Below are 23503 nucleotides of genomic sequence, written 5' to 3'. Positions count from 1 at the left end.
GCCCGGGGCGTGCGGGAGCCGCCGGCCCCGTGTCAGCTCATCACCCCTCTAAGGTGGGATGAATTCCGTGGCAACGAAAGGGTGAAGGCGATGGTGGGCGGTGGGCGCACCTCGTGGTCCCCCGTCTTGGATCCCGGTCATCCGGTTGATGAAAGTTGCACGGAACTCGAGGGAGAGCCCTCGGCTGTCCTGGAGATCGGATCGGAGATGACACGGCGTTCTTGACGGCACACATGAGACGTCGTACGTTACGCACGCTTCATTCATGGGATGTATTGCAGACAGGCCGCAGGATGTCCTTGCCGTCGGAGGCACCTTTGACCGAGTGCTCCGCATCCGGGTGCCCCGTCGAACGACGACCGCCACCAAGGCGACGGACCATCCATGGCGGCACAGGCGGCACGTGGCCGCGACCGTCATCCCCGGCTCATCGTCAGGAGCTTCGATGAACATGCCGCTGAACCGCCGACGTTTCATCGCGACCACGGCGGCGGCCGTCGGCGCCGCCGCGCTGCCCTCGACGATCTTCGCTGACCGGGCGGCCGCCGCCGTGCCGCCGCAGGTGTCGCTGCCGCAGCGGGGCATCTACGACACGGCCGCCGCCGCGAACTGGACCGATGCCTTCCTGACCGGCAACGGTGAGTACGGCGCCATGCTCTACGGTGCGCCCGCCCTGGAGAAGGTCGTCTTCACCCATCATCGGTTCGTGATGCCCAACGGCACCCGCAATGTGACTCCGCCGGTGCTGTCGGGCCGGTTGGCGGGAGTCAGGGACAAGGCGCTCGCCGGTGACTACAACGGCGCCACCGGCGACTTCACCTCCGGCTGGTCGCTGCGCTGGACCCAGACCTTCCATCCCGGCTATGAGCTGCAGATCAGCACCCCGGGGATGACGACGGTCGGCAACTACGCCCGGATCACCGACTTCAGGACCGGTGAGGTGACCTCGACGGGGACCGACGGCAATGGCGCGTGGACGCGCCGGGCCTTCGTCTCCCGAGCCGACCGGGTGATCGTCCACGAACTCACCCCCGCGCCGGGCCGGACGATCGACACCACGCTCAGCGTCAACACGAGCCTGAGCGGCGTGCCGGGGTCCGTCGGCTTCACCACCCTGGCCACGGTCGACAACGGTGACGGCTACCTGAACCTGAGGGGCAGATACCCCTCCGGCCAGGGGGCGTTCGGCTATGAGGGCGTCACCCGGGTGGTCGTGTCCGGCGGTTCGGTACGGGTGAGCGGGACGTCCATCGTCGTGGCCGCGGCGACCAGACTCGTGCTGCTGACCAAGCTGGACCGCTACGAGTCGTCCACCGCGTGGGACGCCAAACCGCTGCACGCGGCACTGGCCGCGCTGAGCACCGACTACGCGGCGCTGCTCACGCGGCACACCGCCCTGCACACCCCGCTGTACGACCGTTCACGCCTCGACCTGAACGTCAGCGCCGCCGACCGGCAACTGTCGACCGGTGAGCTGATCGCGCGGCAGAACGCCAACCGCAACGTCATCGACCTCGCGTTGCTGGAGCGGATGTACGACTCCGGCCGTTACCTGTTCCTGTCCTCCAGCGGCGTCCTGCCACCGCGGCTGACCGGCCTGTGGACGGGCGCGTGGGACGCGGCGTGGGCCGGCGACTTCACCACCGACGCCAATGTCAACTTCCAGGTCGCCGGCGGCAACATCCTGTCCCTCACCGAGGTCATGGACGGCTACTTCACCCTGATCCTCGGCCAGATCAACGACTGGCGCACCAACGCCAAGAATCTCTACGGCATCCGCGGCCTGCTCGCTCCCTCCCGGACCGACGGCGAGTACGGCAAGATGCTGCACTTCGACGGCGGGTTCCCCGGCCACACCTGGATCGGCGGCGCCGACTGGCTGCTCTATCCGCTGCTGGAGTACTACGAGGTCACCGGCGATGCCACCTTCTACCGCACCAAGCTCGCCCCGGTCCTGATCGAGCTCGCGGCGTTCTACGAGGACTTCCTCACCCGCACCGACGCGGACGGCAAGGTCATCTTCGTGCCGTGCTTCTCCATGGAGAACAGCCCCGGCAACACCGGCAGGCAGTTGTCGATCAACGCGACCGGCGAGATCGCCGCGGGCAAGCACGCGCTGCGGGCCGCCATCGAGGCGGCCGGCTTCCTCGGAACCGAGCAGGGCGCGGGCCAAGGCGTGCAACGCTGGACCGCCTTGCTGGCCAAGATGCCCGACTATCGGATCAACGGCGACGGAGCGCTCGCGGAATGGTCGTGGCCCAGCCTGACCGACCGGTACAACCACCGTCACGTCCAGCACATGTACCCGGTCTGGCCGCTGCACGAGATCAACCCCGAGGACAAGCCCGACCTCATCCGCTACGCGAGCCGCGCCCTGGACCTGCGCGGGGACGAGTCGGGAGAGGCCCACGGCGCCATCCACCGCAGCCTCGCCCGGGCCCGGCTGAAGGACGGCGCCGGCGTGTACGGCAACCTGCGCAAGATCCTGGGCAACAACATGGTCTTCCGGTCGTTGATGACCTCGCACAACCCGAACCTGGCGATCTACAACGCCGACGCCGCCAACTCCCTGCCCGCGATCCTCGCCGAGGCATTGATCTACACCAGGCCCGGCATCCTGGAGGTGCTGCCCGCGCTGCCCGACCAGTTCGCCAAGGGCACGATCACCGGCGTGCGCGGCCGCAACCGTCTCCGGATCGACTCGCTCACCTGGGACATCACCGCCCGGACCGTCACCGCCACCGTCGTCTCCGACATCACCCAGACCGTGACGCTCATCTGCCGGCGCGGGATCACCTCCATCACCACCGGCGCGGGCGTCGCCGCCTCACCTCTGGGCGACCACGCCCGGCAGGTGTCGCTCACCGCGGGCGCCACGACCCAGATCACCGTCGGGCTGGGCGGTGGCGGCGGCCCGTCCACCGGCGTCGTCCGCCTGGTCAACCGCAAGAGCGGAAAGGTGCTGGACGTCTACGGCGGCTCCACCGCCGACGGCGCCGCCATCGTCCAGTGGCCCTGGACCGGCGGGGCCAACCAGCAGTGGCAGATGACGCAGAACTCCGACGGCTCGGTCCGGCTGGCCGGTGCAGGCAGCGGCAAGGTGCTCACCAGCCCGAACGCCACCCAGGGCGCCGCCCTCGTCCAGACGACCGGCAACAACGGCGCCAACCAGCGGTGGAAACTCGTCCCCGCGGCGACAAGCGGCTACTACCAGCTCGTCAACGTCGGCAACGGCCTCTACGCGGACGTCGAAGGAGGCTCCACGGCCGACGGCGCCCGAGTCATCCAATGGAGCGGTAACAGCGGCGCCAACCAGGAATGGCAGATCATCACCATGTGACGCTGGAGACCCAGCCGTGCTTCCGTCCAAAGGGGGGTGGTAGCCCTGGCGCTGGGCAGCAGCTGCGCTTGGAGAGCGTATGACGCTGCGTCGGTAGATTGCTCAATGTGGTTGTCTGATCGCCCCGGGTGAGGCATCATGAGAAGTGCCGCACCCCTGGTGGGTGTTGGAAGTGAGGCCGGGACCACCGATGGAATCGGGTGCCCGGCCTTCGCGCTGTCTCGCCTCAGTTGAGGCAGATCAGGGTGATCTGGCCGGACAGCGCGCCGAAACCATCGGGCTTACCGTCCAGCCATCATGTCGTGGCTCCTGCCACGACGTCGGCCGCCCACAGCAGTGGCTCCTCTCCAGCCTGTCGCCACACGACCCTGATGCCATCAGAAAGAAGTCTGCTCTTACGGATGCCCATAATGAGCAGGAGATCTAGGTGGTCCATGCGGGCTGATCGGCTCTCGATCGTGGCCAGCGTGACTCCGGCTTGATCGAGTTCGTGCAACAGCCTTTCCAGGCAGAGCCGCCGGGCTCTTTCGTACGGGATGCCTTTGCTGAACATGTGGACGGTCACAAGGCTTCTCAGTGGCAGACAGCGGATCGCGTCGGCGATTACGGGATGGCGCGCGGAGGGTTCCTCTCGCCAATGCAGGCGAGGGCTCTTGCCGGTGCGAAGGGACTCAAGGACTGCCCGGGCGTCCTCGTGGTCGATGGCATCTATGATCACGCCGGCCATGGCGTAGACGCTGTCGTCCTGGGGGCGGCGACGGAGGCTCTCGTCGATATAGGCGGCAAGCACTGCGTAAAGATATCGTCACCTACGGTGAAGTTGTGTCGGATCGCCCGTGCGGCATCTGTGAAGCATGCTCGAGGGTGGTGACATCAGTGACATGCCGGGCGGCGGATGAGGATGTGTATCGCCGTGGCACCCGGACGGTCCACATGCAGGTCGAAGACGTGGGCAACGGCAGTGATCGTCCCTGCGGTGGGATGGAAGTCGGGTGCGCGCTACCGGCCTTCGCCCGCCGGGGCGACACTATCGTGGTGCGCACCGAAACACGGGGCCGCGGCACTGCCGCCCTCGGGCTGGGACCGGCCGCTGAGGGTCACCCATCAGCTGGTCCGCTCTGAACGGCGAACGATCTTGCCACCCGCTTGTGCTTACGACCCGTTCTGGTGAGCGTGACGATGACTTGGAGCATGCCGTAGGTGGCATCATGCTGCCCGGCCGCAGGGCTACCGCAGATCGATTACGTCGGCTTCTGGTTGACGCGATGACCGGAAAGCGGCGTCGCCCGGGCCGCACGTTGTCGGACGGAACTAAGGATCGTCCCGTGGTGCCCGGACCAGGGGTCGCTCCGGCCGACGTAAAGCACACTTGACATCACGGCGGCCCCCCTCCTACCGTGTCAAGTGTCCTTGACCTCTCGCCGCAGGAGGCGACCCGTGCAAGCACACACCACGACCGGGGACTACCGTGAGTCGACCAAGGCGACCATCCGGCTCGTACTCTGGACGCTCGCCTGGACGGTGACCCTCGCCTTGGCCAAGTTCGGTCCCGACCTCTTGTGGGACCCTCGGCGACCGGTGGCGAGCTGGGGTGCGGTCGCCGTCAACCTGGCCGTCGGCATCGGATGGATCGTCGCCTTCACCCGCTTTCTCCGGAGAGTCGACGAGTTGCAGCGCAAGGTCATGCAGGAGGCCCTGGCCATCTCCCTCGGAGCAGGGTGGGTCGGTGGATTCGCCTATGTCGTCGCGGACACCGCCGGCCTCATCACCTACGACGTCAACACCGCGGTCCTGCCCGCGCTCCTGGGAGTCGTCTTCGTGATCGCCTTCGCCGCCGGCATGATCAGATACCGATGAAGAACCGCATCACGGAACTGCGGGCCGAACGCGGCCTGACACAGGCTGATCTGGCTCAGCGGATCAGCGTGTCGAGGCAGACGATCATCGCGATCGAAAAAGGCAAGTTCGACCCGAGCCTTCCCGTCGCCTTCCGCCTCGCCAAGGTGTTCGACCTGACGATCGAAGAAGTCTTTCTCGACGAGCAGTAGAACATCATCCGAAGTGGCGGCGTCCCACGCGATCCTCGCCGGCAGTGCGCGAGCGTCTGAAGGCCCGGTTCATGGGCGGCGGTCGCGGTGGGCGAGGCCGAGGGCGGGGAGGATCGCGGCGGCGGTGAGGGCGAAGGTCAGGGGGTAGCCGATCGAGGCGATGACCAGGCCGGCGCCGAGGGCGCCGGCGGCCATGCCGAGGTCGTAGGCGGCGTTCCAGATCGCGCTCACGGCGCTCTCGCCACCGGACGGCACGCGGGCGTACATCAGCGTCAGCGTCGCGTTCTGCAGGGCGCCGAATCCGACGCCGAACACCAGCGCCCCGCCGATCACCGCCGACGGCGTGCCGGTGGCGGCGAGCGCGGCCATGCCGGCGGCGGACAGCACCAGCCCGGGCACCAGCAGGCGGGCCGGGCCGTGCCGGTCGCCGAGCCGTCCGACGAACAAGCGGGCCAGGGTGGCCGCCGCGGGCTGGGCGAGCAACGCGCTCGCGGCGACCCAGGCCGGCTGCCCGGAGGTGGCGAGCGGCAGGAAGGTGACCAGCACCCCGACCGCCGCGGTGGTCGCGGCGAAGATGGTCGCGGGCCGCGTCAGGGCGGGGTCGCGCAGGCCGGCGACCACGCCGTGGTGATCGCCCGCCTGCGCCGTATCGGCGCGCCTCGGCAGCGCGGGCAGCGGCAGCAGGGCCAGCAGAGTTGCCACCGTGGTCATCACGAACACGGGGGTGTAGCCCCAGTGAGCCGCCACCCACACACCGGCGGGCAACGCGAGCAGGGTGGGCACCCCGCTGACGACCCCGACGAGCGCGAGGCCCTCACCGCGCCGGTCCTTCGGGATCAGCAGGGCGGTGACGGCGCCGCCGGCCACGACGGTGATCGCGAAACCGGCGCCGCGCACCACGCTGACCAGGATGATCACCCAGATGTCGTCGCTCATGGTGAGGACGAGGGTCGGCGTGCCGAGCAGGACCAGCCCGAGGGCCAGCGCCCACCGGTAGCCGAGCCGGGCGATCAGCCGCGGGGTCACCAGCTCGCAGGCCACGGTGGCCAGTAACAGCGCGACGGTCGCCAGGCCCGCGGCGCTGTCCGAACCGGCCTGCTTGGCGTACAGCGGCACGACGGAGAGGGGCAGGTAGAAGCCGATGGACGCGCCGACGATGGACACGAAACGCAGCAGGAGCGCCCGGGACACCAGCCCGGTGCGGGCCGGCCGGGTGCGGGGGCGGGGGTGAAGATCAGTGGTCATGCCGAGAACGCTATGGGGGAACTGGGCCAGTGATAAGGTCCAGTTCCATGCCCGTGGAGTGGGCCGGTTCGGGTCCTGAACTACTCGTCACGATCGACCGGCACAGCGGCGCCGGGCTCCGCTCGCAGCTCGAAGACCAGATGCGCGACGCGGTCCGCAGCGGTCGACTGGCCGGCGGTGAGCGGCTGCCGTCCTCGCGCGAGCTCGCCCGCGCCCTGGGGCTGTCGCGCGGCCTGGTCCAGGACTGCTACGCGCAGTTGCAGGCCGAGGGCTACCTGACCAGCCGGCCCGGGTCGGCCACGCGCGTGGCGGCGGGCGCGGTCGTCCGCCCGGAAGCGCCGTCGCCGGCGAGCCGGCCGGCCCGGCCCCGTCACGCGGTCGCCGACTTCCGGCACGGCGTCCCCGACCTTCGCCTCGCGCCTCGCGAGGACTGGGCGTGGGCCGTCCGGGAGGTCTGCCGCACGGCCCCGAACTCCGCATTCGACTACGGCGACCCGATCGGCGAGCCGCGGCTGCGCGAGGTGCTGGCCGCCTACCTGCGGCGGGTGCGGGCGGTGGCGGCGACCGCCGACCAGGTCGTCGTCTGCACCGGCATGGCGCAGGCGCTCGGGCTCGTCCTGCGCGTGCTCGCCGGCGACGGCGTGGACACGCTGGCCTTCGAGGACCCGGGGGCCGGCGTCTCGACGACCGAACAGGCGGTCGCCGCCGGGATGGCCGCGGTGCCCGTCCCGGTCGACGCGGACGGGCTCGACGTCGCCGCGCTTGATCGCACCCCGGCCCGGGCCGTGCTGGTGACCCCGGCCCACCAGTGGCCGACCGGCGTGGTGCTCGCCGGGCATCGCCGGCAGGAGCTGATCGCGTGGGCGCGGCGCCGCGACGGCGTGATCGTCGAGGACGACTACGACGCCGAGTTCCGGTACGACCGCGATCCGGTGGGCTCGCTCCAGGGGCTCGCGCCCGACCGCGTCGTCTCGCTCGGGACGGTCAGCAAGTCACTCGCGCCCGCGCTGCGCCTCGGCTGGCTGATCGCCCCCGAACGGCTGCTCGGCCCGCTGGCGCGTGGCAAGCTCATCGCCGACCGTGGCAGCCCCTCCCTCGACCAGCTCGCGCTCCTGACCCTCATCGAGTCGGGCCGCTACGACCGGCACCTGCGCCGCGCCCGCGCCGAGTACGCCGCCCGCAGGGAGACCCTGCTGGCCGCCCTCGCCGCCCACGCCCCCGCGCTGCGCGTCACCGGCCTCGCCGCGGGCTTCCATGCCGTTCTCCACCTGCCCGCGGGCGCCGACGAAGACGAGCTGGTCAGGCAGGCCGGGCGGCGCGGCGTCGGCCTCTACGGCATGGCCCGGATGCACCGCGCCGCGCCCCCGGCCGCCCCGCGCCTCGTCCTCGGCTTCGGCGACACCCCGAAACCCGCCATCGAAGCCGGCATCGCCGCCATCGCCGACCTCCTCCAGGAGGGATGAGGTGACCGGGAGGTGCCGGGACAGGTCGATGTCGGCCAGGTCGTACCACCGGCCGGAAGGAGGCTGGTCGAGCAGGGGGTCGATCCAGCGGAGGCGGACGCGGTCGGGGCGGACCTCGACCAGCAGGGCTTCGCGCGGGCCGGCGCCGTCCAGCGTCTGGACCCACCACGGCTCGGCCAGGCAGGCCAGCCCCGTCTCGTGCAGGGTCTCCAGCGCCCCATCCCGGTCGGTGACCTCTCCGAGCGGCGCGCCGAACACGGTGGTGGCCTGCCAGCCGCCCGCGGTCGGGACCAGCCGTCCCAGCACCTCGCCGTCGTCGCGGCGCACCTCCTCCGGCGCCGGGACGTCCGGCCACGTCCGACGGATCGCCTCCATGATCCGTTCGTTGGAGTCCCTGAGCCAGGCGACGCCCTCGCGTTCGACGGTGCTCCCGGCGTAGGCGCCGGGGTCGGCGGGCCGTCCCGCCACCCACACCTGACGGAGCGACCCGGTCGCGGCGAGGTCCGTCGTCGGGTCGCCGTCGGCCAGGACGAGGTCCGCCCGGCGGCCCGGGAGCAGCCTGCCCCGGTCCGCGAGGCCGAAGACCTCGGCGGGGACGGAGGTGGCGGCGGCCAGCGCCTCGGCGGGGCGCAGTCCTGCCCGGGCCAGATGCCGCAGTTCGCGGTGCAGGCTCGCGCCGAACACCAGCCCGGGGTTGGGCGTGTCGGTGCCGGCGAGCAGCCGCACCCCCGACTCCAGCAGGGCGACCGCGTTGTACCGCGCCGCGGCGCCGTCCGGCGGGTGCGGAGGCATCCACCGTCTCGACTGGGCCGTGAGCACCTTGCGCCACCGCGGCGTCAGGCGGGCGGCGAGCGCGGGCTCGGCCAGCAGCGGCATGACGCCGTCCGGGCCCGGGAAGCCGTCGATCACCGACAGCGTCGTGATCACGGCCACGCCGGTGCGGGCCACCTCACCGATCTCGCGGTCGGACATGCGGTCGAAGGGCACGTGCGCCAGCACGTCGACCCCGCACCGGGCGACCGTGACCGCCCCCGCCGCCGTCGAGACGTGCGCCACCACCGGCAGGCCGCGTCGGTGGGCCGCGCCGACGAGCGCTTCGATGGTCGCGGGGTCCAGCGAGGGGATGTCGAGCATGGCGCCGGAGCCGTCGTCGTGGATGACCTTGAGGTGGGTGGCGCCCTCGGCCAGCCGGGCCTCGACGAACGGCTCGGCGTCGGCTGGCCCGGTCACGTAGGGGATGGGGGCGTAGGCGAGCGTCGGGTGCCCGCCCGGTGCGGTCGCCCCGATGCCCGAGGTGCGCAGGCCGGCGCGAACCGGGCCGATGCCCCTCTCCGACGCCGCGACCGCCGCCAGCTCGGGGGAGATGACCTCGGGCTTGCTGAACTGGTCGATCACGGTCGTGACGCCGAAGGCCGCCGCGAGCTGAGTGCATCCGGGCAGCAGGTGGACGTGGGCGTCGATCAGCCCCGGCAGGAGCGTCCCGCCGTTCCCGGGGACCAGGGCGTCGCCGGACCGGGCGATCGCGGCGTCGCCGGCCGCGTCGACGCGCCCGTCCACGACCCGCAGATGGGTCGCCCCGATGACGCCGGCTCCGTCGAAGATCCGGACGCCGGTGATGGTGAAGGGCCGGTGCGCGCTCATGCGGACGACGGTAGAAGTTGACGTAACGAGAAGGTCAACCCATGAACAGCGCGCCGTCCCGATCGCTCGCCGGGTCAGGCGCCGGCCATGGGTGAGGTGGCATGAGCCCCGGTGGGCGACGGCGCCGGTACCGGGCGCCGGTGCCAGGGGCGGGTGGCTAACCTTCGCGGCATGGAGCACTCGATCAGCCAGGTCGCCAAGATGGCGGGCATCTCCTCCCGGGCGCTGCGCCATTACGACGAGATCGGCGTCCTGCGGCCGGCCCGCGTCTCGGCGAACGGGTACCGCTGGTACGGGCGCCCGGAGCTGCTGCGCCTGCAGCGCATCATGCTGCTGCGGGAGCTGGGCATGCCGCTGGACCTCATCGCCGCGACCCTGGACGGCGAGACCGACGAGCTGGTGGCGCTGCGCGGGCACCGCGAGCGGCTGGCGGCCGAGCGCGACCGCCTGGACCGGATCCTGGACACCGTCGACCGCACGATCGCCGGCCTGTCGGGGGAGCGGCCGATCAGCGACGAGGACTTCTTCACCGGCCTGGCCGAGGGCAGGCACCGCCTGCGCGAGGACCTGCGTGCCCGGTACGGCGCGAAGGCCGAGGCGCAGGTCGCCGTCGCCGAGCGCTCCACGAGCGAGTGGACCAGGCGGGAGTACGAGCGCGCCGCCGACGAGGGACGACGCCTGCTGGCCCGCCTGTCCGTGGCGCGCCGGCGCGGCGTGGCCCCCGACGCGCCGGAGGCACTGGACCTGGTGGCCGGGCATTACGCGGCGGTGCGCGCCCTGTGGCCGGCGGACGCCGCCGCCTACCACGCCCTGGGCGAGCTCATCCAGGACAATCCCGAACAGCGCGCCATCGTCGCGGCCGAGGACCCGGAGCTGCCGTCCTGGCTGGCGCGCGCCGTCCAGGCGTACGCCGTCCACCGGCTCGGCCACGCCTGAGGCGCCCGCCCGGTCGCGCGCTCGGCCGTGTGAGGACCTGCCCGGCGGCGTCGCCGTGGCGGCTGAGGAGGCGTCGCGGACGGGTGATGTTGCGCGTGTGGCGGAGGAGGCCGAGACTTGGCTACCTATGAACGCGGAAGATCGAGTGGAGCGGGCGCGGACGCTGTACGACAGGGCCGTCTTCGGCGGGGACGCGGGCGCGCTGGCCGGCGTCGAGCGCCTGCTGGACGCGATGGAGGCCGACCTGGCGCTGGCCCGGGGAAAGGTGCTCCACGCCCGGTTCGTCGACCGGCGGGGCGAGGGGACGGACGCCGCGGCCGTGACCGGCGCCGAGGAGATGGCGCTGTTCGAGCGGGCCGTGGAGCTGTACCACGGGCTCGGGGACGAGCGGGGCGAGGCGGAGGCGCTGTTCTGGGTCGGCGCCTGCCACCAGGTCGTCCTGGACGATCTCGAGGCCGCCGTGGTCTGGTTCGAGCGGTCTCGCGCGCTCGCGGCCGAGGCCGGTGACGCGCTGACGATGTCGTACGCGCTGCGTCACCTCGGCTTCGTCGAGCACATGGCCGGCCACCTGGAGGTGGCGCGCGAGCGGCTGGAGGAGTCCACCCGGCTGCGCAGGGAGGCGGGTTTCCTGCCCGGCGTGGCCGCCAACCTGGTCGGGCTGGCCTACGTCGCCGCCGGGCAGGAACGCGGCCAGGACGCGCTCGCGCTCCTCGACGAGGCCACGGCGATCGCCGAGGCCGCCGGCGCCGAGGCCATCCTGCGGCAGATCGAGGAGGCCCGGACGCGACTGTGACCCGCCCGCCATGGTCGCGGTCGCGCCGGGAACGACGTGAACGGCTGTGCAGAGTTGGTGGAGAGGTCGTGCCGGGGTCGGGAACCGCGGTGCCACCGTGGTGGAAGCGGTCGTGTGGGGGAACGGCCGTCCGGCCGGCGTGGACGCCGGCCGGACTCGCCTGGTCGATGGGTCAGGGGCTGGAGCAGGTGGCGGTGGGGGTGGCCGCGGTGCCGTTGGCGGTGAAGCCGAAGGTCGTGGACCCGTTGGCCCCGATGGAGCCGTTGTAGGAGGCGTTGCGCACGGTCACGCTGGACCCGGACACGGTCTGCGTGCCGTTCCACAGGCTGCTGATGGTCTGCCCGCCCGGCCAGGTCCACTGCACGGTCCACCCGTTGACCGCCGAGGAGCCCGCGGTGACCGTCACCGTCGACTGGAACCCGCCCGGCCAGCTGTTGACCGTGCTGATCGTCGCCGAGCACGCCCCGGTGCCCGGCGTGGGCGTCGGGGTGGGCGTGGGAGTCGGGGTGGGGGTCACCGTGGGAGTCGGGGTGGGCGTCGGGTCGGGTCCGGGGCCGCCCGCGGCGTTCAGCGCGTTGAGGACAGAGGTGTAGGCGGCCTTCTTGTTGCCGTTGCCGTCGAACAGCAGGGGGGTGTCGCCCGAGCGCCAGGAGTCGCTGTCACGCACGCCCCAGGTCGTGATGCCGGCGCAGCGCGACACCGCCAGGCAGTCGTTGACGATGGCGGCGTAGGTGGTCGCCGAGGCGCCTTGGACGTCCAGCTCGGTGATCTGCACGTCCACGCCGAGGGCGGCGAAGCTGGAGATGGTGGTGCGGTAGTTGGAGTTGTAGGGACTGCCGCTGTTGAAGTGCGACTGCAGCCCGACGCAGTCGATCGGCACGCCGCGGGACTTGAAGTCCTTGACCATGTTGTAGACGCCTTGGGTCTTGGCCCAGGTCCAGTTGTCGATGTTGTAGTCGTTGTAGCAGAGCTTCACGTCCGGGTCGGCCGCGCGCGCGGTGCGGAAGGCGACCTCGATCCAGTCGTTGCCGGTGCGCTGCAGGTTGGAGTCCCGCCGGCCGCCGCTGCTGTCGTCGAAGGCCTCGTTGACCACGTCCCACGCGTAGAGCTTGCCCTTGTAGTGGGCCATCACGCCGTTGATGTGGTTGATCATGGCCTGACGCAGCGCGCTGCCCGACAGCGACTGCATCCAGCCGGGCTGCTGGTTGTGCCAGGCCAAGGTGTGGCCGCGCACCCGCTTGCCGTTCTGCACAGCCCAGTTGTAGACCCGGTCGGCGTTGGTGAAGTTGAACTGCCCCTGGTTCGGTTCGGTGGCGTCGATCTTCATCTCGTTCTCGGGCGTCACCATGCTGAACTCGCGGCCGGCGATCGTGGTGTACTGCGAGTCGCCCAGCTTGCTCGCGCTGATGGCCGTGCCGAAGTACCGGCCGGTCCTGGCCGCCGCGGCGCCGAGGGTGGTGCCGGGCTCGCCCGGCGTGGGAGTCGGGGTGGGAGTGGGAGTGGGGGTCGGCGTCGGAGTCGGGGTGGGCGTCGGAGTCGGGGTGGGCGTCGGAGTGGGGGTGGGTGTGGGCGTGGGTGCGGCGGCGTTGAGGCCGAGGAAGTCGATGGCGTACTGCACCATGCCGCTCTGCGGCAGCGAGTGGCCGACGCCCTGGACGCTGATGCCCTCGACGGGGGCCTGTGTGAGGTTGGCCCCGTAGCGGGTGCGCGTCCAGCCCGACTGCGGAGTGGTGGTGGACACCGGCGTCTGGCTGACGCCGTTGAGGTTGGTCCACTGCTTGATCTCTTCGCCGAAGTTCGGGTAGCGCAGCGTGTCGTCGGCGGTGCCGTGCCACAACTGCATGCGCGGGTAGGAGCCGCTGTAGCCGGAGTACATCGCGCGGGCCTGGTCACCCCACTGCTGGGCCGTCTTGGTGATCTGGCCGTTGGCGCACTGGCTGTTCCAGGTGGACCCGTCGGTGGTGCCGAAGCACCCGGCGGGCACGCCCATGAAGGCCGAGCCGGCGGCGAAGACGTCGGGGTACTCGGCGGCCATGACGTTGGTCATCATCGCGCCGGAGGAGAAGCCGGTGACGAAGACGCGGCCCGGGTCGACGTTGTAGCGCTGCTTGGCGTAGTCGACCATCGACATGATGCCGACGGGGTCGCTGCCGCCGCCGCGCCTGAGCGCCTGCGGGGAGTAGACATCGAAGCACTGCCCGCTGCGGGTGGCCTCGGGGAACACGATGACGTACCCGTATCGGTCGGCCGCGGTGACGTAGTCGCGGGCGTAGCCGTTGAAGACGGCCGACGCCGAGCCGGTGCAGTAGTGGATCGCGACCAGCAGCGCCGGCCGGGGTGCCACGTTGTCCGGCACGTAGATGTACATGTTCAGGTTGGTGGGATTGTTCCCGAAGCTCGTCACCCGGGTGAGCGAGGCCGCCGAGGCCGGCCTGGTGAGCACGATCGAGGTCGCCGCGATGGCGGGGACGATCGCGAGGGCCAGCAGGGCCCTGAGGAATCGTTTCACGTACTTGATCCCTTCCTAGATCAAGCCAAGGACGTGCCGGGGGTGCGCGCGGGCGCGCGAAAGCGCGGGTGAGCTGCGGTTTCACCGTCGCTCGCCCGGCTGGTACGGGATGGGGCCGAGATGTGGACTCATTGTGAGAAGACCCTTGAAACGTGTCAACAAACATCAGGAACGTTTCGCCCCGATTAACCGCTTAAGGAGCACCTGTCCTGCTGAAACAGCGGTGAAAGACCCGAAAGCTTTCGGATCGCCGCTCCCGCCCTCCGTCTCGGCGGTCCGCTCATCCGTCTCGGCGGTCCGCTCATCGCCGAGGCCGCCTGGTCCCCGTCCGCATGCGCCCCGGCGCAGGGCCGCCGCCGACCGGCCGGTATTTTTGCCACGAGCGTTTCGTCCCCCAGAAAGGCGCCTCAGTGGAGATTCGCCGTGTCTCGTTCGACCACCCGGACGCGGTCAGGCTGAACAAGGAAGTACAGGCCGAGTACGGCCGCCGCTACCAGAGCGACGGCGACGCGACGCCGCTGGACCCTTCGATGTTCGAGCCCCCGAACGGCCTGTACGTCATCGCCTACGACGAGGAGGGCCTCCCCGTCGCCACCGGCGGCTGGCGCGCCCGGGACGAGGCGGACCAGGAGAACTACTCCGACGGCGACGCCGAGATCAAGCGGATGTACGTGGTGGAGGCGCTGCGCGGCAGGGGCCTGGCCCGCCGCATCCTGGCCCATCTGGAGGCCGACGCCCGCGCCGCGGGGCGCACGCGCATGGTGCTCGAGACCGGCGACGCCCAGCCCGAGGCGATCGCGCTGTACGCCTCCAGCGGCTACGAACTCTGCGTCAAGTTCGGGCACTACCGCCACAGCGAGAACAGCCGCTGCTTCGCCAAGCCCCTCACCTCCTGACGGAGGACGCGCCGGCCGTCCAGCCGTCCGGCTGTGCTCAGGCCGTGCCGTCCGGGGTGACCAGGCCCGACTGGTAGGCGAAGACGACGAGCTGGGCGCGGTCGCGGGCGTGGAGCTTGACCATGGCACGGCTCACATGGGTCTTGGCGGTCAACGGGCTGATCACCATGTGCGCGGCTATCTCGTCGTTGGTCATGCCCCGCGCGACCAGCGCCACCACCTCGCGCTCCCGGTTGGTGAGCGAGGACAGCCCGGCGGGCACCGCGCGCGGGCGGCGGGCGACGAACTCGCCGATCAGGCGGCGGGTGATGGACGGGGCGAGCAGCGCGTCCCCGCGCGCCGCGACGCGGATGCCGTGCAGCAGGTCGGCGGGGTCGGCGTCCTTGACCAGGAACCCGGTGGCCCCCGCGCGCAGCGCGTCGAACACGTACTCGTCCAGCCCGAAGTTGGTGAGGATCACCACGCGCACGCCGGGCAGCCGCTCGTCGGCCACGATGCGCCGCGTCGCCTCGATGCCGTCCATCACCGGCATCTGCACGTCGATGAGCACGACGTCCGGGACCAGCTCGCGGGTCAGCGCCACGCCCTGCCTGCCGTCCGGCGCCTCGCCCACCACCTCGATGTCCTTCTCGGGCGCGAGCAGCGCGCGGAAACCCGCGCGGATGAGCGCCTGGTCGTCGACGAGCAGCACACGGATCACGGGCGGTCCCGCGGAGGGAGCGGCGGCCCGGGAGGTGCCGCGCGGGAACCGCTCACGGACGGTCCTGCAACGGTAATTCGGCGCGGACTCACGGACGGTCCTGCAACGGGAGTTCGGCGCGGACGACGAAGCCGCCGCCGGGGCGGGGCCCGGCGTGCAGCCGGCCGCCGAGGGCGGCGACCCGTTCGCGCATGCCGGTCAGCCCCACGCCCGGCACGGGTGGCGGGCCGGCCGGCGGGACGCCGTCGTCCTCGACCCGCACGGTCAGCGCCGCCGGGCCGTAGCCCACGTGGACCCGTGCGCCGGTGTGCCCGGCGGCGTGCCGGGTCACGTTGGTGAGCCCCTCCTGGACGATGCGGTAGCCGGCGCGGTCGACGCCGGCGGGCAGCGCGCGTGGCTCACCGGCGATCTCCACGGTGACCGGCAGGCCGGCCGAGCGCGCCCGGGCCACCAGGTCGTCCAGCCGGTCCAGCCCGGTGCCGGGCGGGTCCCCGGCCGAGTCGCGCAGCACCTCGAGGGTGGCGCGAAGCTCGCGCATCGCCTCGCCACTGGCCTCCTGGATGGCCACCAGCGCCTCCGGAACCTCCTCGCCGCGCCCGCGCGCGAGGTGGACGGCCACACCGGCCTGCACCTTGATGATGGAGATGCTGTGGGTGAGCGAGTCGTGCAGCTCCCGGGCGATGCGCAGGCGCTCCTCCCCGGCACGCCGCAGCGCGGCCTCCTCGCGGGTGCGCTCGGCCTCGGCGGCCCGCTGCCGCGCCTGTTCGAGGTAGGCGTGCCGGTGGCGGGTGACCGTCCCCCCGACGCCGGCCGCGAGGAACCAGCCGAGCAGCAGGACCGCCGACTGGTTGAGGTGCTGGCGGTCCTGCACGGGGGCGGTCAGCACGTTGTCGGCCACGATGCCGAGCAGGAACGCGGCGCCGGCGACGGCGGGCAGGATCCGGCGGCCCGACCGCACCACGGCGAACACCGCGATGAGCACCGGGAAGGCCGCCGACGGCCCCGGGTGCGTTCGCAGCGCGTAGACCAGCATGAACGTCGCGGCGACGACCAGTGCGGCCGCCGGAGCCCTGCGCCAGGCCACGACGGAGCAGGTGCCGGCCAGCAGGATCAGGTAGTCCAGCGGGTCCGCGCGGGGGAGCGACACGGCGTCGGCCACCGACAACAGGGTGACCACGGCGGCGAGCAGGACGTCGATCGCGAGCGGGCGCCACGGCCGCCCGGAGGACACGGCCGGTGCCCGGCCTTCGTGCGCGAACCCCATCCCAGCACCGTAGAGCCTGCCGCGCCCCGTCTCCTCCGCGCCAGGGCGTAACCCGGCCTACTCCCGCCGTGGTACATCCGCCGGCCCGTGCGCTCCGGGGCGTACCAGGGCATCTCCCGCGGCCGGACGACGGGCGGGCCCCGGACGGGCGACGATCGCCGCCCGGACGACGATCGCCGTCCGGGCGACACCATCTCGGCAGGAGCTTCCAATCGTGCTTTTCCGACTCGTCAAAGCGCTGACCGCCCTCACCACGGGCCTGCTCGCGGGGGCCTTCGGCTACGGCGTCGTGAACGTGGTCTACGCCTTCCACGCCGTGCCCGTCCCGGTGCGCCTGACCTTCCACGCGGCGTTGATGCAGGTCAACGGCGTGGTGATGCAGGCGCTGATGGGGCTGACGCTGCTCAGCACGCTGGCGCTGGCCGTCATGGCCGCCGGCGTCCCGAGGCTGCTGGCCGCGGCCTCGGCGGCGCTGGTGCTCACCACGTTCCTGATCACCCGGTTCGGCAACGTCCCCCTCCACCCGCTGGTCGAGAAGTGGGCGGTCACCTCGCCGCCGCCCGGGTACGCCGCGGTCCTCGACCGGTGGGAGATGTTCAACCTCATCCGCACCGGCACCGTCCTGACCGCCTTCGCCCTCGTCGTCCTCCTCCTGGTCACCTCCGAACGACGACGCCCGCCCGGCGCCAAGGGGTGAGCCGTTGATGCGGCCGACGCCGCCGAAGAGGATGATGCGTCGTGTTCGTTCGCTGGTTGCGAGTTTCGCGATCGGGGACGGCGTGGAGGGGAAGATCCCGCGTCGTCTTCGGACGCGGTGAGAGGGTTGGCATGGATTCGGCGTTCTGGGACGATGCGGACCGCCTTCTGGTCCGGTACGGAGGCGGCTTCACCCCACGGGTCATCGAGCGTGCCGCCGGTGTGTACGTCTACGATCGCCAGGGCCGGGCGATCCTCGACTTCACCTCCGGGCAGATGAGCGCCATCCTCGGCCACGCCCACCCGGACATCGTGGCCACGGTCTCCTCGGCCGTCGCTTCGCTGGACCACCTCTTCAGCGGCATGCTCAGCGCTCCGGTGCTGGAGCTGGCCCGCAGGCTCACCGCGACCCTGCCCGAGTCGCTCGCCAAGATGCTGCTGCTCACCACGGGAGCCGAGGCGAACGAGGCGGCGATCAAGATGGCCAAGCTCGCCACCGGCCGCTTCGAGATCGTCTCATTCGACCGCTCCTGGCACGGCATGACGCAGGGGGCCGCCGCCGCGACCTTCTCCGCCGGGCGGCGCGGCTACGGTCCCCCGATGCCGGGAAACCTCGCGCTGCCCGCGCCGAACGCCTATCGCTCGCCGTTCCGGTCCTCCGACGGGTCGCACGACTGGGAGGCCGAACTCGACTACGGCTTCGCCCTGGTCGACCGGCAGTCCGCCGGCAGTCTCGCCGCCTGCCTCATCGAGCCCATCCTGTCCTCGGGCGGCATCATCGACCTGCCGCCCGGGTATCTGCGCCGCCTCAAAGAGATGTGCGACGAACGCGGCATGCTGCTCATCCTGGACGAGGCGCAGACCGCTCTCGGCCGCACCGGGCTGATGTACGCGTTCGAGCGCGACGGGGTCGCGCCCGACATCCTGACGTTGTCCAAGACCCTGGGAGCCGGGCTGCCGGTGGCGGCCGTCGTCACGACCGCCGAGATCGAGCAGGTCTGCCACGACCGGGACTTCCTGTTCTACACCACCCACGTCTCCGACCCCCTGGCCGCCGCCGTGGCCCTGACGGTCCTCGACGTCATCGACCGCGAGAGCCTCCCGCAGCGTGCCGCGACGCTGGGCGGCCTGCTCGCCGAGCGGCTGCTGGCGCTTCGCGAGGAGTTCGAGGTGGTCGGCGACGTCCGCGGCCGGGGCCTGCTCCAGGGGGTCGAGCTCGTCGAGGACAAGAAGAGCAAGGCGCCCGCCGACGCGCTGGGCAAGGCGGTCACCTCGGCCTGTCTCGAACGCGGGCTGCACATGAACATCGTCCAGCTTCCGGGGATGGGCGGCATCTTCCGCATCGCCCCGCCTCTCACGATCAGCGAGGACGAGCTGCACGCCGGCGTGGACATCCTGGAGGCGTCCATCAAGGCCGTGCACCTCCGGCGGTTCTGAGCCGGGCTGCTGAAATTTTCAGGGGGTCCGATGGCCGTGAGCCCGCGTCTTTCGGCTGGTCGCCAAACTAATAAGGCGATCTTCGCTGGTCAGTCCGGGGTTGACCTGCCGGGGTCGTTTGTGTGGGGGTGGGGCGTCAGATAGCGTCGCGGGTGCGGGAGCGCTCCCCTTCCCCGGAATCCCCCCAACCGGAACACGGAGACCGCACGATGTCCCACCGCATTCTTCGCTCACCCCGTCGCGCCCTGCGCGCGCTGGCCGTCCTGATGTGCGCGGTCCTGCTGTCCTCGGTCCCGTTCACCGGGACCGCGTCGGCGCACGGGTCGGTCGTCAACCCCGCCTCCCGCAACTACGGCTGCTGGCTGCGCTGGGGCAACGACTTCCAGAACCCCTCGATGCAGCAGCAGGACCCGATGTGCTGGCAGGCGTGGCAGGACAACGTCAACGCCATGTGGAACTGGAACGGGCTCTACCGCGAGAACGTGGCCGGCAACCACCAGGGCGTCATCCCCAACGGCCAGCTCTGCAGCGCCGGCCTGACGGAGAACGGCCGCTATCGCTCCATGGACAGGCCCGGCGCGTGGAAGATGACCAACCTGGGCAGCACGTTCAACATCAACCTGATGGACCAGGCCGCCCACGGCGCGGACTACATCAGGGTCTACATCACCCGCCAGGGCTACAACGCCCTCACCACACCGCTCGGCTGGAACAACCTGGAACTGGTCCGGGAGACCGGCAGGTACGCGCAGGCCAACACCTACATGATCAACAACATCTCGCGCGGGTCCCGCACCGGCCGGCACGTGATCTACACGATCTGGAAGGCCTCGCACGCGGACCAGAACTACTACTTCTGCAGCGACGTCAACTTCGTCTGACGAACGGCCCGCCCCCCGCGACCGTCCGGTCTCCTCCGCACGCCGCCCCGTGCGGAGGGGACCGGGCCCCTGCGGAGATCGCCCCGGTGCTCACCTGAGTGAGCACCGAGGCGACCGGGTCACTGCACGGTGATCTTGTCCACCTCGATGGTGATGCCCTTCACCTCGTCGGTGGAGGTGGCGGTCGTGACCGAGCCCACGCCGGAGCTCACGCCCTTGACCTTCATGGTGTAGGTCAGCTTGCCGCCGGGGGCGCCGGGGGTGCTGCTGACCCGGTAGTCCTCGGTCGGCGGCCCGGAGATCTGGGCGCCGGCCGTGCCGTCGGAGTTCTCGGCGCCCACGGTCAGCCCGTAGGAGGCGCCGGGGTCACCGGGCAGGTTGGACGGGTCGTAGGCGTAGGTGATGTCCTCGGCGCCGTTGACGCCGATCCACTGCTGGAAGACCTTCAGGCTCGAGGTCCCGTACAGGTGGACGCGCCACTCGATGACGAGCCAGGTGGACACGCCGTCGGTCAGCGTGCCGGCGTAGACGCCGGGAGCGCCGCCGCCGTCCAGGTCGGTCCAGTAGGCCGCCAGCACGTTGTTCGGCGCCGCCGGGTCGGGCAGGGTCTGCGGGCTGAAGGAGACGTCCGCCGACCCGTTGGTGCCGCCCACGACGCTGTAGCCGTCGGAGACCACGCCGAGGCGGGTGTAGCTCTTGCCCGCGTAGGTGAAGGCCGGGACGTTGAAGTTCACCGCTTCCTCGTCCCCGATCGGGACCGGCGCGATGCCGAACGCGTCCAGCGGCAGGTAGCCCGCCGGGCCGGCGCCGGGGGCGATGGCCGGGCGGTCGGGCTGCCGCCCGGCCAGCGTGGCCTTGGTGGTGGCGATCTGCGTGCCCACCTTGGTCGCGCCGGTCACGCCGTTCAGCCGCAGCCGCGCGTCCAGGGTGCTGAGCGCGGTGACCTCGGTGTCCTTCAGCGTGGTGTTCTCCACGGTCACCGTGCAGGTGGACTCGCCGGTGTTCTTGGCGATGGTGGCCGGCGCGCAGGTCTGGTCGACCGGCACGACGCCCTCCTTGCGGTAGAACGCGACGGGCAGGTGCAGGTCGCGCGAGCCGCCGACCTGCTTGAGGTTCACCTGGCCGAAGTACTGCCCCTCGGGCAGGTCCGGCGCGGTGACCACGATGGTCAGCTTGGCGCTCTTGCCGGGCTTGACGCTGAACAGCGGGGGCAGCACCGTGACGTTGGCGCCGCTGGGCGCGGTGCCGGTCGCGGTGTAGTTCAGCGTCTTGTCGGTGACGTTGGTGACCGTCCGCTTGGCGGTGATGATGCCGGGCATGACCGGCGCGTTCACCGACGGCACGTTGAGGTCGATGCGGTTCAGCGGGTCGGCCGCCGAGGCCGCGTAGTTGACCGCCGTCTCGTCCAGGGTGAGCCCCGGGTCGCCGGCCTTGGTGAGGTCGATGCGGCCGCCGCCGTAGTCGAACGGGTCGGCGGGGGTGACCCGGTCCTGCTTGGTGACCGCGGTCTTGGCCGTGGTCTCCAGCGCCGACTTGACCTGGCCCGGCGTCCAGTCCGGGTGCAGCGCGAACAGCAGCGCGCCGGCCCCGGCCACATGCGGCGACGACATCGAGGTGCCGGCGATCACCTGGTAGAGGTTGCCGGGCGGGCCCTCCAGCGGAGACTCCGGCGTCGGGGTCGTCCCGGCCAGGATGTGCAGGCCCGGCGCGGTGACGTCCGGCTTGAGGAAGTCGCCGGCCGGCCCTCGCGAGGAGAACGTCGTGATGACGTCGCCCTGCCAGGTGGTCTTGGCGCCCTGGGTGAACGACGCCGTCGCGCCGGGGTTGGCGGCCAGGAAGTTCAGCAGGGTCGTGCTCTCGGGCTGGTCGATGTGGACCGCCGGCAGCCAGTGGTTGTCGGTCATCACGTCGAGCGGCGTCGCGTTGTAGAGGATCATGCCCGCCGCGCCGCCCTGCCGGACGGAGAAGCCCTTGAGCACCCGGTTGGGGCCGCGCTGGCAGACGACGATCTTGCCGGTGAACAGGCCCGGAGGCGCCGGGGTGAGGCACAACGGGTCGGAGTACGGCGGGGCGGCGGCCGACACCACGGGCCGGGCGGTGGTGACACCCTGGGTGATGGAGGCGCCCGAGATGGTGGCCTTGGCGCCGCCGGTCCCGTTGAGCGTGATCGTCGAGCGGAAGGTGCGCGTCTGCGTGGAGGCGGCGACGGTCGTCACCCACGGCGAGGCGTGGTCGGTGGTCCCGGCGCCGGGCCCTGCGTTGCCGGCCGAGGCGGAGACGAAGACCCCGGCCGCGTACGCGTCCAGGAACGCCAGCTCGACCGGGTCGCTGTAGGGGTCGGCGCCGCCCGAGATCGAGAAGTTGATCACGCGGACGCCGTCGAGGATGGCGCGGCCCACGGCGGCGGCGGAGTCGGAGGAGAAACAGCCCTCGGCGCCGCAGACCTTGTACACCGACACGGCCGCCGCGGGGGCGATGCCGTGGATCGGGCCGCGGCTGATGCCGAGCGGGTTGGCGTCCGCCACCGGTCCGCCGGCCGAGGTGGAGGCGGTGTGGGTGCCGTGCCCGTTGGAGTCGCGGGCGCTGTCGGGGTACACCTCGCCGCCGTAGACGGCGTTGTAGGTGTCGATGAACGGCCGGCCGCCGACCAGCTTGTGGTTGCAGACGAACGGGTCGGCGGCGGGCGTCAGCGGGTTGTCGCCGAAGTCGCACACGCGCGGCGTGCCGTCCTTGGTGGGCGGGGGAGCGGGCAGGCCGCCCGGGTCGGCGAAGGAGGGGTGCTCGGGCCAGACGCCCGAGTCCAGGCTGGCGAAGATGACGCCCTTGCCGGAGGAGTTGGTGCCGCCGAGCTTGTTGTAGATCGTGGGGGCGCCGATGAAGTCGGAGCTGGCGTCGGTCAGCGGGTGCTGCAGGTCGTCCTTCTGCACGGCGGCCACGCCGGGCAGCTTCAGCAGGTCGGCGGCCTTGTTCGCCGGGACGCTGAGCGCGATGCCGCCGTAGACGGTGCGCAGCTTCTGGCCCGCCCTGGCGCCGGGGAGGCGCCTGCCGAGCTCGCCGAGGAAGGCGTTCTCGACGCCCTCGATGTGCTTCTCGTACTGCTTGGCCGCCGTGCTGGTGACGTCCAGGCTCTTGCCGGTGACCGAGGGGCTGGTGCCCTTGAGCCCGTCCACTCCGCCCTTGTAGGCGGCGAGGGAGTCGTAGTCGAGCTTCACGACCACGTTGACGGGCTTGGCCGACGTCGCCCCGAACAGGGATGCGTCACTTCTGGCCAGCTTGCCGCTCGGGGACCTGGCCCCCTGGACGCGGTCGGCCGGGGTCAGCGCGGTGGCCTTCCACTTGCTGGTCGAACCGGTCGCGGGGCTCGCCGAGCCCGTCGCCGTGCTCGGCGAGGGATCGGCGGACGCCGGAACGGCCGGGCTCATCACCGCGATGACCGCGAGACTCGCTCCGGCCGCCGCGACGCGGCGCGACCGGGATAAGAGGGTGGGAAGGGGCTTGCGTGGCACGACACCTCCTGGTGAACCACCTGGACTCGCCGTCCGGCGGGCATGGAGGAGTCGCGTCACCCGTGCGCACGGGAAAGGACCCCACCCTCCCCGTCGGGCGACACTGGCCGGCGAGCCGTCTCCGGGTCGCCGAACTCAGACGGAGTCT

The 23503-nt window shown here is 71.4% G+C and carries 16 protein-coding genes and 1 pseudogene; 10 read left to right on the top strand and 7 right to left on the bottom strand.

Annotated elements, in window-relative coordinates; all coding sequences use genetic code 11:
• The first annotated feature begins 445 nt into the window (after positions 1 to 445).
• Positions 446 to 3340 carry a glycosyl hydrolase family 95 catalytic domain-containing protein gene (locus ACFQSB_RS16210; RefSeq protein ID WP_380827329.1) on the top strand — a complete coding sequence of 965 codons (2895 nt, stop codon included), beginning with the start codon at positions 446 to 448 and terminating at the stop codon, positions 3338 to 3340.
• Between the two features lie 295 nt (positions 3341 to 3635).
• On the opposite strand, the gene ACFQSB_RS16205 is transcribed toward ACFQSB_RS16210, so the two are convergent.
• Positions 3636 to 4130 (bottom strand): hypothetical protein, encoded by a 495-nt coding sequence (locus tag ACFQSB_RS16205; RefSeq protein ID WP_380827327.1) that lies wholly within the window; start codon positions 4128 to 4130, stop codon positions 3636 to 3638.
• A 647-nt stretch (positions 4131 to 4777) separates the two neighbouring features.
• Between ACFQSB_RS16205 and ACFQSB_RS16200 the strand changes: the two genes are divergently transcribed.
• Both ACFQSB_RS16200 and ACFQSB_RS16195 read left to right on the top strand, forming a co-directional pair.
• Positions 4778 to 5197: a hypothetical protein gene (locus ACFQSB_RS16200; RefSeq protein WP_380827325.1), complete on the top strand. Its 420-nt coding sequence runs from the start codon at positions 4778 to 4780 to the stop codon at positions 5195 to 5197.
• Complete coding sequence (locus ACFQSB_RS16195) at positions 5194 to 5388, top strand: helix-turn-helix transcriptional regulator (protein ID WP_380827324.1); 195 nt, start codon at positions 5194 to 5196, stop codon at positions 5386 to 5388. The genes ACFQSB_RS16200 and ACFQSB_RS16195 overlap by 4 nt, the downstream gene beginning before the upstream one ends.
• Positions 5389 to 5457: 69 nt before the next feature.
• On the opposite strand, the gene ACFQSB_RS16190 is transcribed toward ACFQSB_RS16195, so the two are convergent.
• Positions 5458 to 6633: an MFS transporter gene (locus tag ACFQSB_RS16190; protein WP_380827322.1), complete on the bottom strand. Its 1176-nt coding sequence runs from the start codon at positions 6631 to 6633 to the stop codon at positions 5458 to 5460.
• Positions 6634 to 6680: 47 nt separating this feature from the next.
• Between ACFQSB_RS16190 and pdxR the strand changes: the two genes are divergently transcribed.
• The gene (pdxR, locus tag ACFQSB_RS16185; protein WP_380827320.1) at positions 6681 to 8096 is read left to right on the top strand and encodes a MocR-like pyridoxine biosynthesis transcription factor PdxR; all 1416 of its coding nucleotides are present in this window, start codon (positions 6681 to 6683) and stop codon (positions 8094 to 8096) included.
• A gap of 468 nt (positions 8097 to 8564) precedes the next feature.
• Here pdxR and ACFQSB_RS16180 read toward each other — a convergent pair.
• Positions 8565 to 9737, bottom strand: a pseudogene (locus tag ACFQSB_RS16180) (amidohydrolase family protein); the annotation flags it as partial.
• Positions 9738 to 9908: 171 nt separating this feature from the next.
• Between ACFQSB_RS16180 and ACFQSB_RS16175 the strand changes: the two are divergent.
• Together ACFQSB_RS16175 and ACFQSB_RS16170 are read left to right on the top strand one after the other, a co-directional pair.
• Entirely contained in the window at positions 9909 to 10673 is a 765-nt protein-coding gene (locus tag ACFQSB_RS16175; protein WP_380827319.1) for a MerR family transcriptional regulator, read from the top strand.
• Between the two features lie 127 nt (positions 10674 to 10800).
• On the top strand, positions 10801 to 11466 hold the full coding sequence (locus tag ACFQSB_RS16170; RefSeq protein WP_380827318.1) for a hypothetical protein: 666 nt from the start codon (positions 10801 to 10803) through the stop codon (positions 11464 to 11466).
• A gap of 172 nt (positions 11467 to 11638) precedes the next feature.
• On the opposite strand, the gene ACFQSB_RS16165 is transcribed toward ACFQSB_RS16170, so the two are convergent.
• Positions 11639 to 13975, bottom strand: coding sequence for an extracellular catalytic domain type 1 short-chain-length polyhydroxyalkanoate depolymerase (locus ACFQSB_RS16165; protein WP_380827317.1), 2337 nt, complete (start codon positions 13973 to 13975; stop codon positions 11639 to 11641).
• Between the two features lie 410 nt (positions 13976 to 14385).
• Here ACFQSB_RS16165 and ACFQSB_RS16160 point away from each other — a divergent pair, with 410 nt between their 5' ends.
• The gene (locus tag ACFQSB_RS16160) at positions 14386 to 14871 is read left to right on the top strand and encodes a GNAT family N-acetyltransferase (protein WP_380827316.1); all 486 of its coding nucleotides are present in this window, start codon (positions 14386 to 14388) and stop codon (positions 14869 to 14871) included.
• Between the two features lie 37 nt (positions 14872 to 14908).
• Here ACFQSB_RS16160 and ACFQSB_RS16155 read toward each other — a convergent pair whose 3' ends face one another.
• Together ACFQSB_RS16155 and ACFQSB_RS16150 are read right to left on the bottom strand one after the other, a co-directional pair.
• Positions 14909 to 15571, bottom strand: a complete 663-nt coding sequence (locus tag ACFQSB_RS16155) for a response regulator transcription factor (RefSeq protein WP_354846217.1) — start codon at positions 15569 to 15571, stop codon at positions 14909 to 14911.
• Positions 15572 to 15659: 88 nt separating this feature from the next.
• Positions 15660 to 16835, bottom strand: coding sequence for a sensor histidine kinase (locus ACFQSB_RS16150; protein WP_380827313.1), 1176 nt, complete (start codon positions 16833 to 16835; stop codon positions 15660 to 15662).
• Positions 16836 to 17049: 214 nt separating this feature from the next.
• On the opposite strand from ACFQSB_RS16150, the gene ACFQSB_RS16145 reads away from it, so the two are divergent.
• The 3 genes from ACFQSB_RS16145 to ACFQSB_RS16135 all read left to right on the top strand — a co-directional run bounded on the left by ACFQSB_RS16145 (position 17050) and on the right by ACFQSB_RS16135 (position 19849).
• The gene (locus ACFQSB_RS16145) at positions 17050 to 17532 is read left to right on the top strand and encodes an anthrone oxygenase family protein (RefSeq protein WP_380827312.1); all 483 of its coding nucleotides are present in this window, start codon (positions 17050 to 17052) and stop codon (positions 17530 to 17532) included.
• A gap of 131 nt (positions 17533 to 17663) precedes the next feature.
• Entirely contained in the window at positions 17664 to 18968 is a 1305-nt protein-coding gene (locus ACFQSB_RS16140) for an aspartate aminotransferase family protein (protein ID WP_380827310.1), read from the top strand.
• A gap of 209 nt (positions 18969 to 19177) precedes the next feature.
• The gene (locus ACFQSB_RS16135; RefSeq protein WP_354918983.1) at positions 19178 to 19849 is read left to right on the top strand and encodes a lytic polysaccharide monooxygenase auxiliary activity family 9 protein; all 672 of its coding nucleotides are present in this window, start codon (positions 19178 to 19180) and stop codon (positions 19847 to 19849) included.
• Between the two features lie 119 nt (positions 19850 to 19968).
• Here ACFQSB_RS16135 and ACFQSB_RS16130 read toward each other — a convergent pair whose 3' ends face one another.
• Entirely contained in the window at positions 19969 to 23355 is a 3387-nt protein-coding gene (locus tag ACFQSB_RS16130; protein WP_380827309.1) for a S8 family serine peptidase, read from the bottom strand.
• Positions 23356 to 23503: the final 148 nt, after the last annotated feature.

The sequence above is a fragment of the Sphaerisporangium rhizosphaerae genome, assembly GCF_042665155.1.
GTDB lineage: Bacteria > Actinomycetota > Actinomycetes > Streptosporangiales > Streptosporangiaceae > Sphaerisporangium > Sphaerisporangium rhizosphaerae.
This window is presented reverse-complemented; position numbering and strand designations above follow the sequence as displayed.

Coding starts and splice junctions, on each gene's coding strand:
- ACFQSB_RS16140 (WP_380827310.1), top strand. CDS start 17,664: ATGGATTCGGCGTTCTGGGACGATGCGGACCGCCTTCTGGTCCGGTAC.
- ACFQSB_RS16190 (WP_380827322.1), bottom strand. CDS start 6,633: ATGACCACTGATCTTCACCCCCGCCCCCGCACCCGGCCGGCCCGCACC.
- ACFQSB_RS16170 (WP_380827318.1), top strand. CDS start 10,801: ATGAACGCGGAAGATCGAGTGGAGCGGGCGCGGACGCTGTACGACAGG.
- pdxR (WP_380827320.1), top strand. CDS start 6,681: ATGCCCGTGGAGTGGGCCGGTTCGGGTCCTGAACTACTCGTCACGATC.
- ACFQSB_RS16210 (WP_380827329.1), top strand. CDS start 446: ATGAACATGCCGCTGAACCGCCGACGTTTCATCGCGACCACGGCGGCG.
- ACFQSB_RS16150 (WP_380827313.1), bottom strand. CDS start 16,835: ATGGGGTTCGCGCACGAAGGCCGGGCACCGGCCGTGTCCTCCGGGCGG.
- ACFQSB_RS16175 (WP_380827319.1), top strand. CDS start 9,909: ATGGAGCACTCGATCAGCCAGGTCGCCAAGATGGCGGGCATCTCCTCC.
- ACFQSB_RS16195 (WP_380827324.1), top strand. CDS start 5,194: ATGAAGAACCGCATCACGGAACTGCGGGCCGAACGCGGCCTGACACAG.
- ACFQSB_RS16135 (WP_354918983.1), top strand. CDS start 19,178: ATGTCCCACCGCATTCTTCGCTCACCCCGTCGCGCCCTGCGCGCGCTG.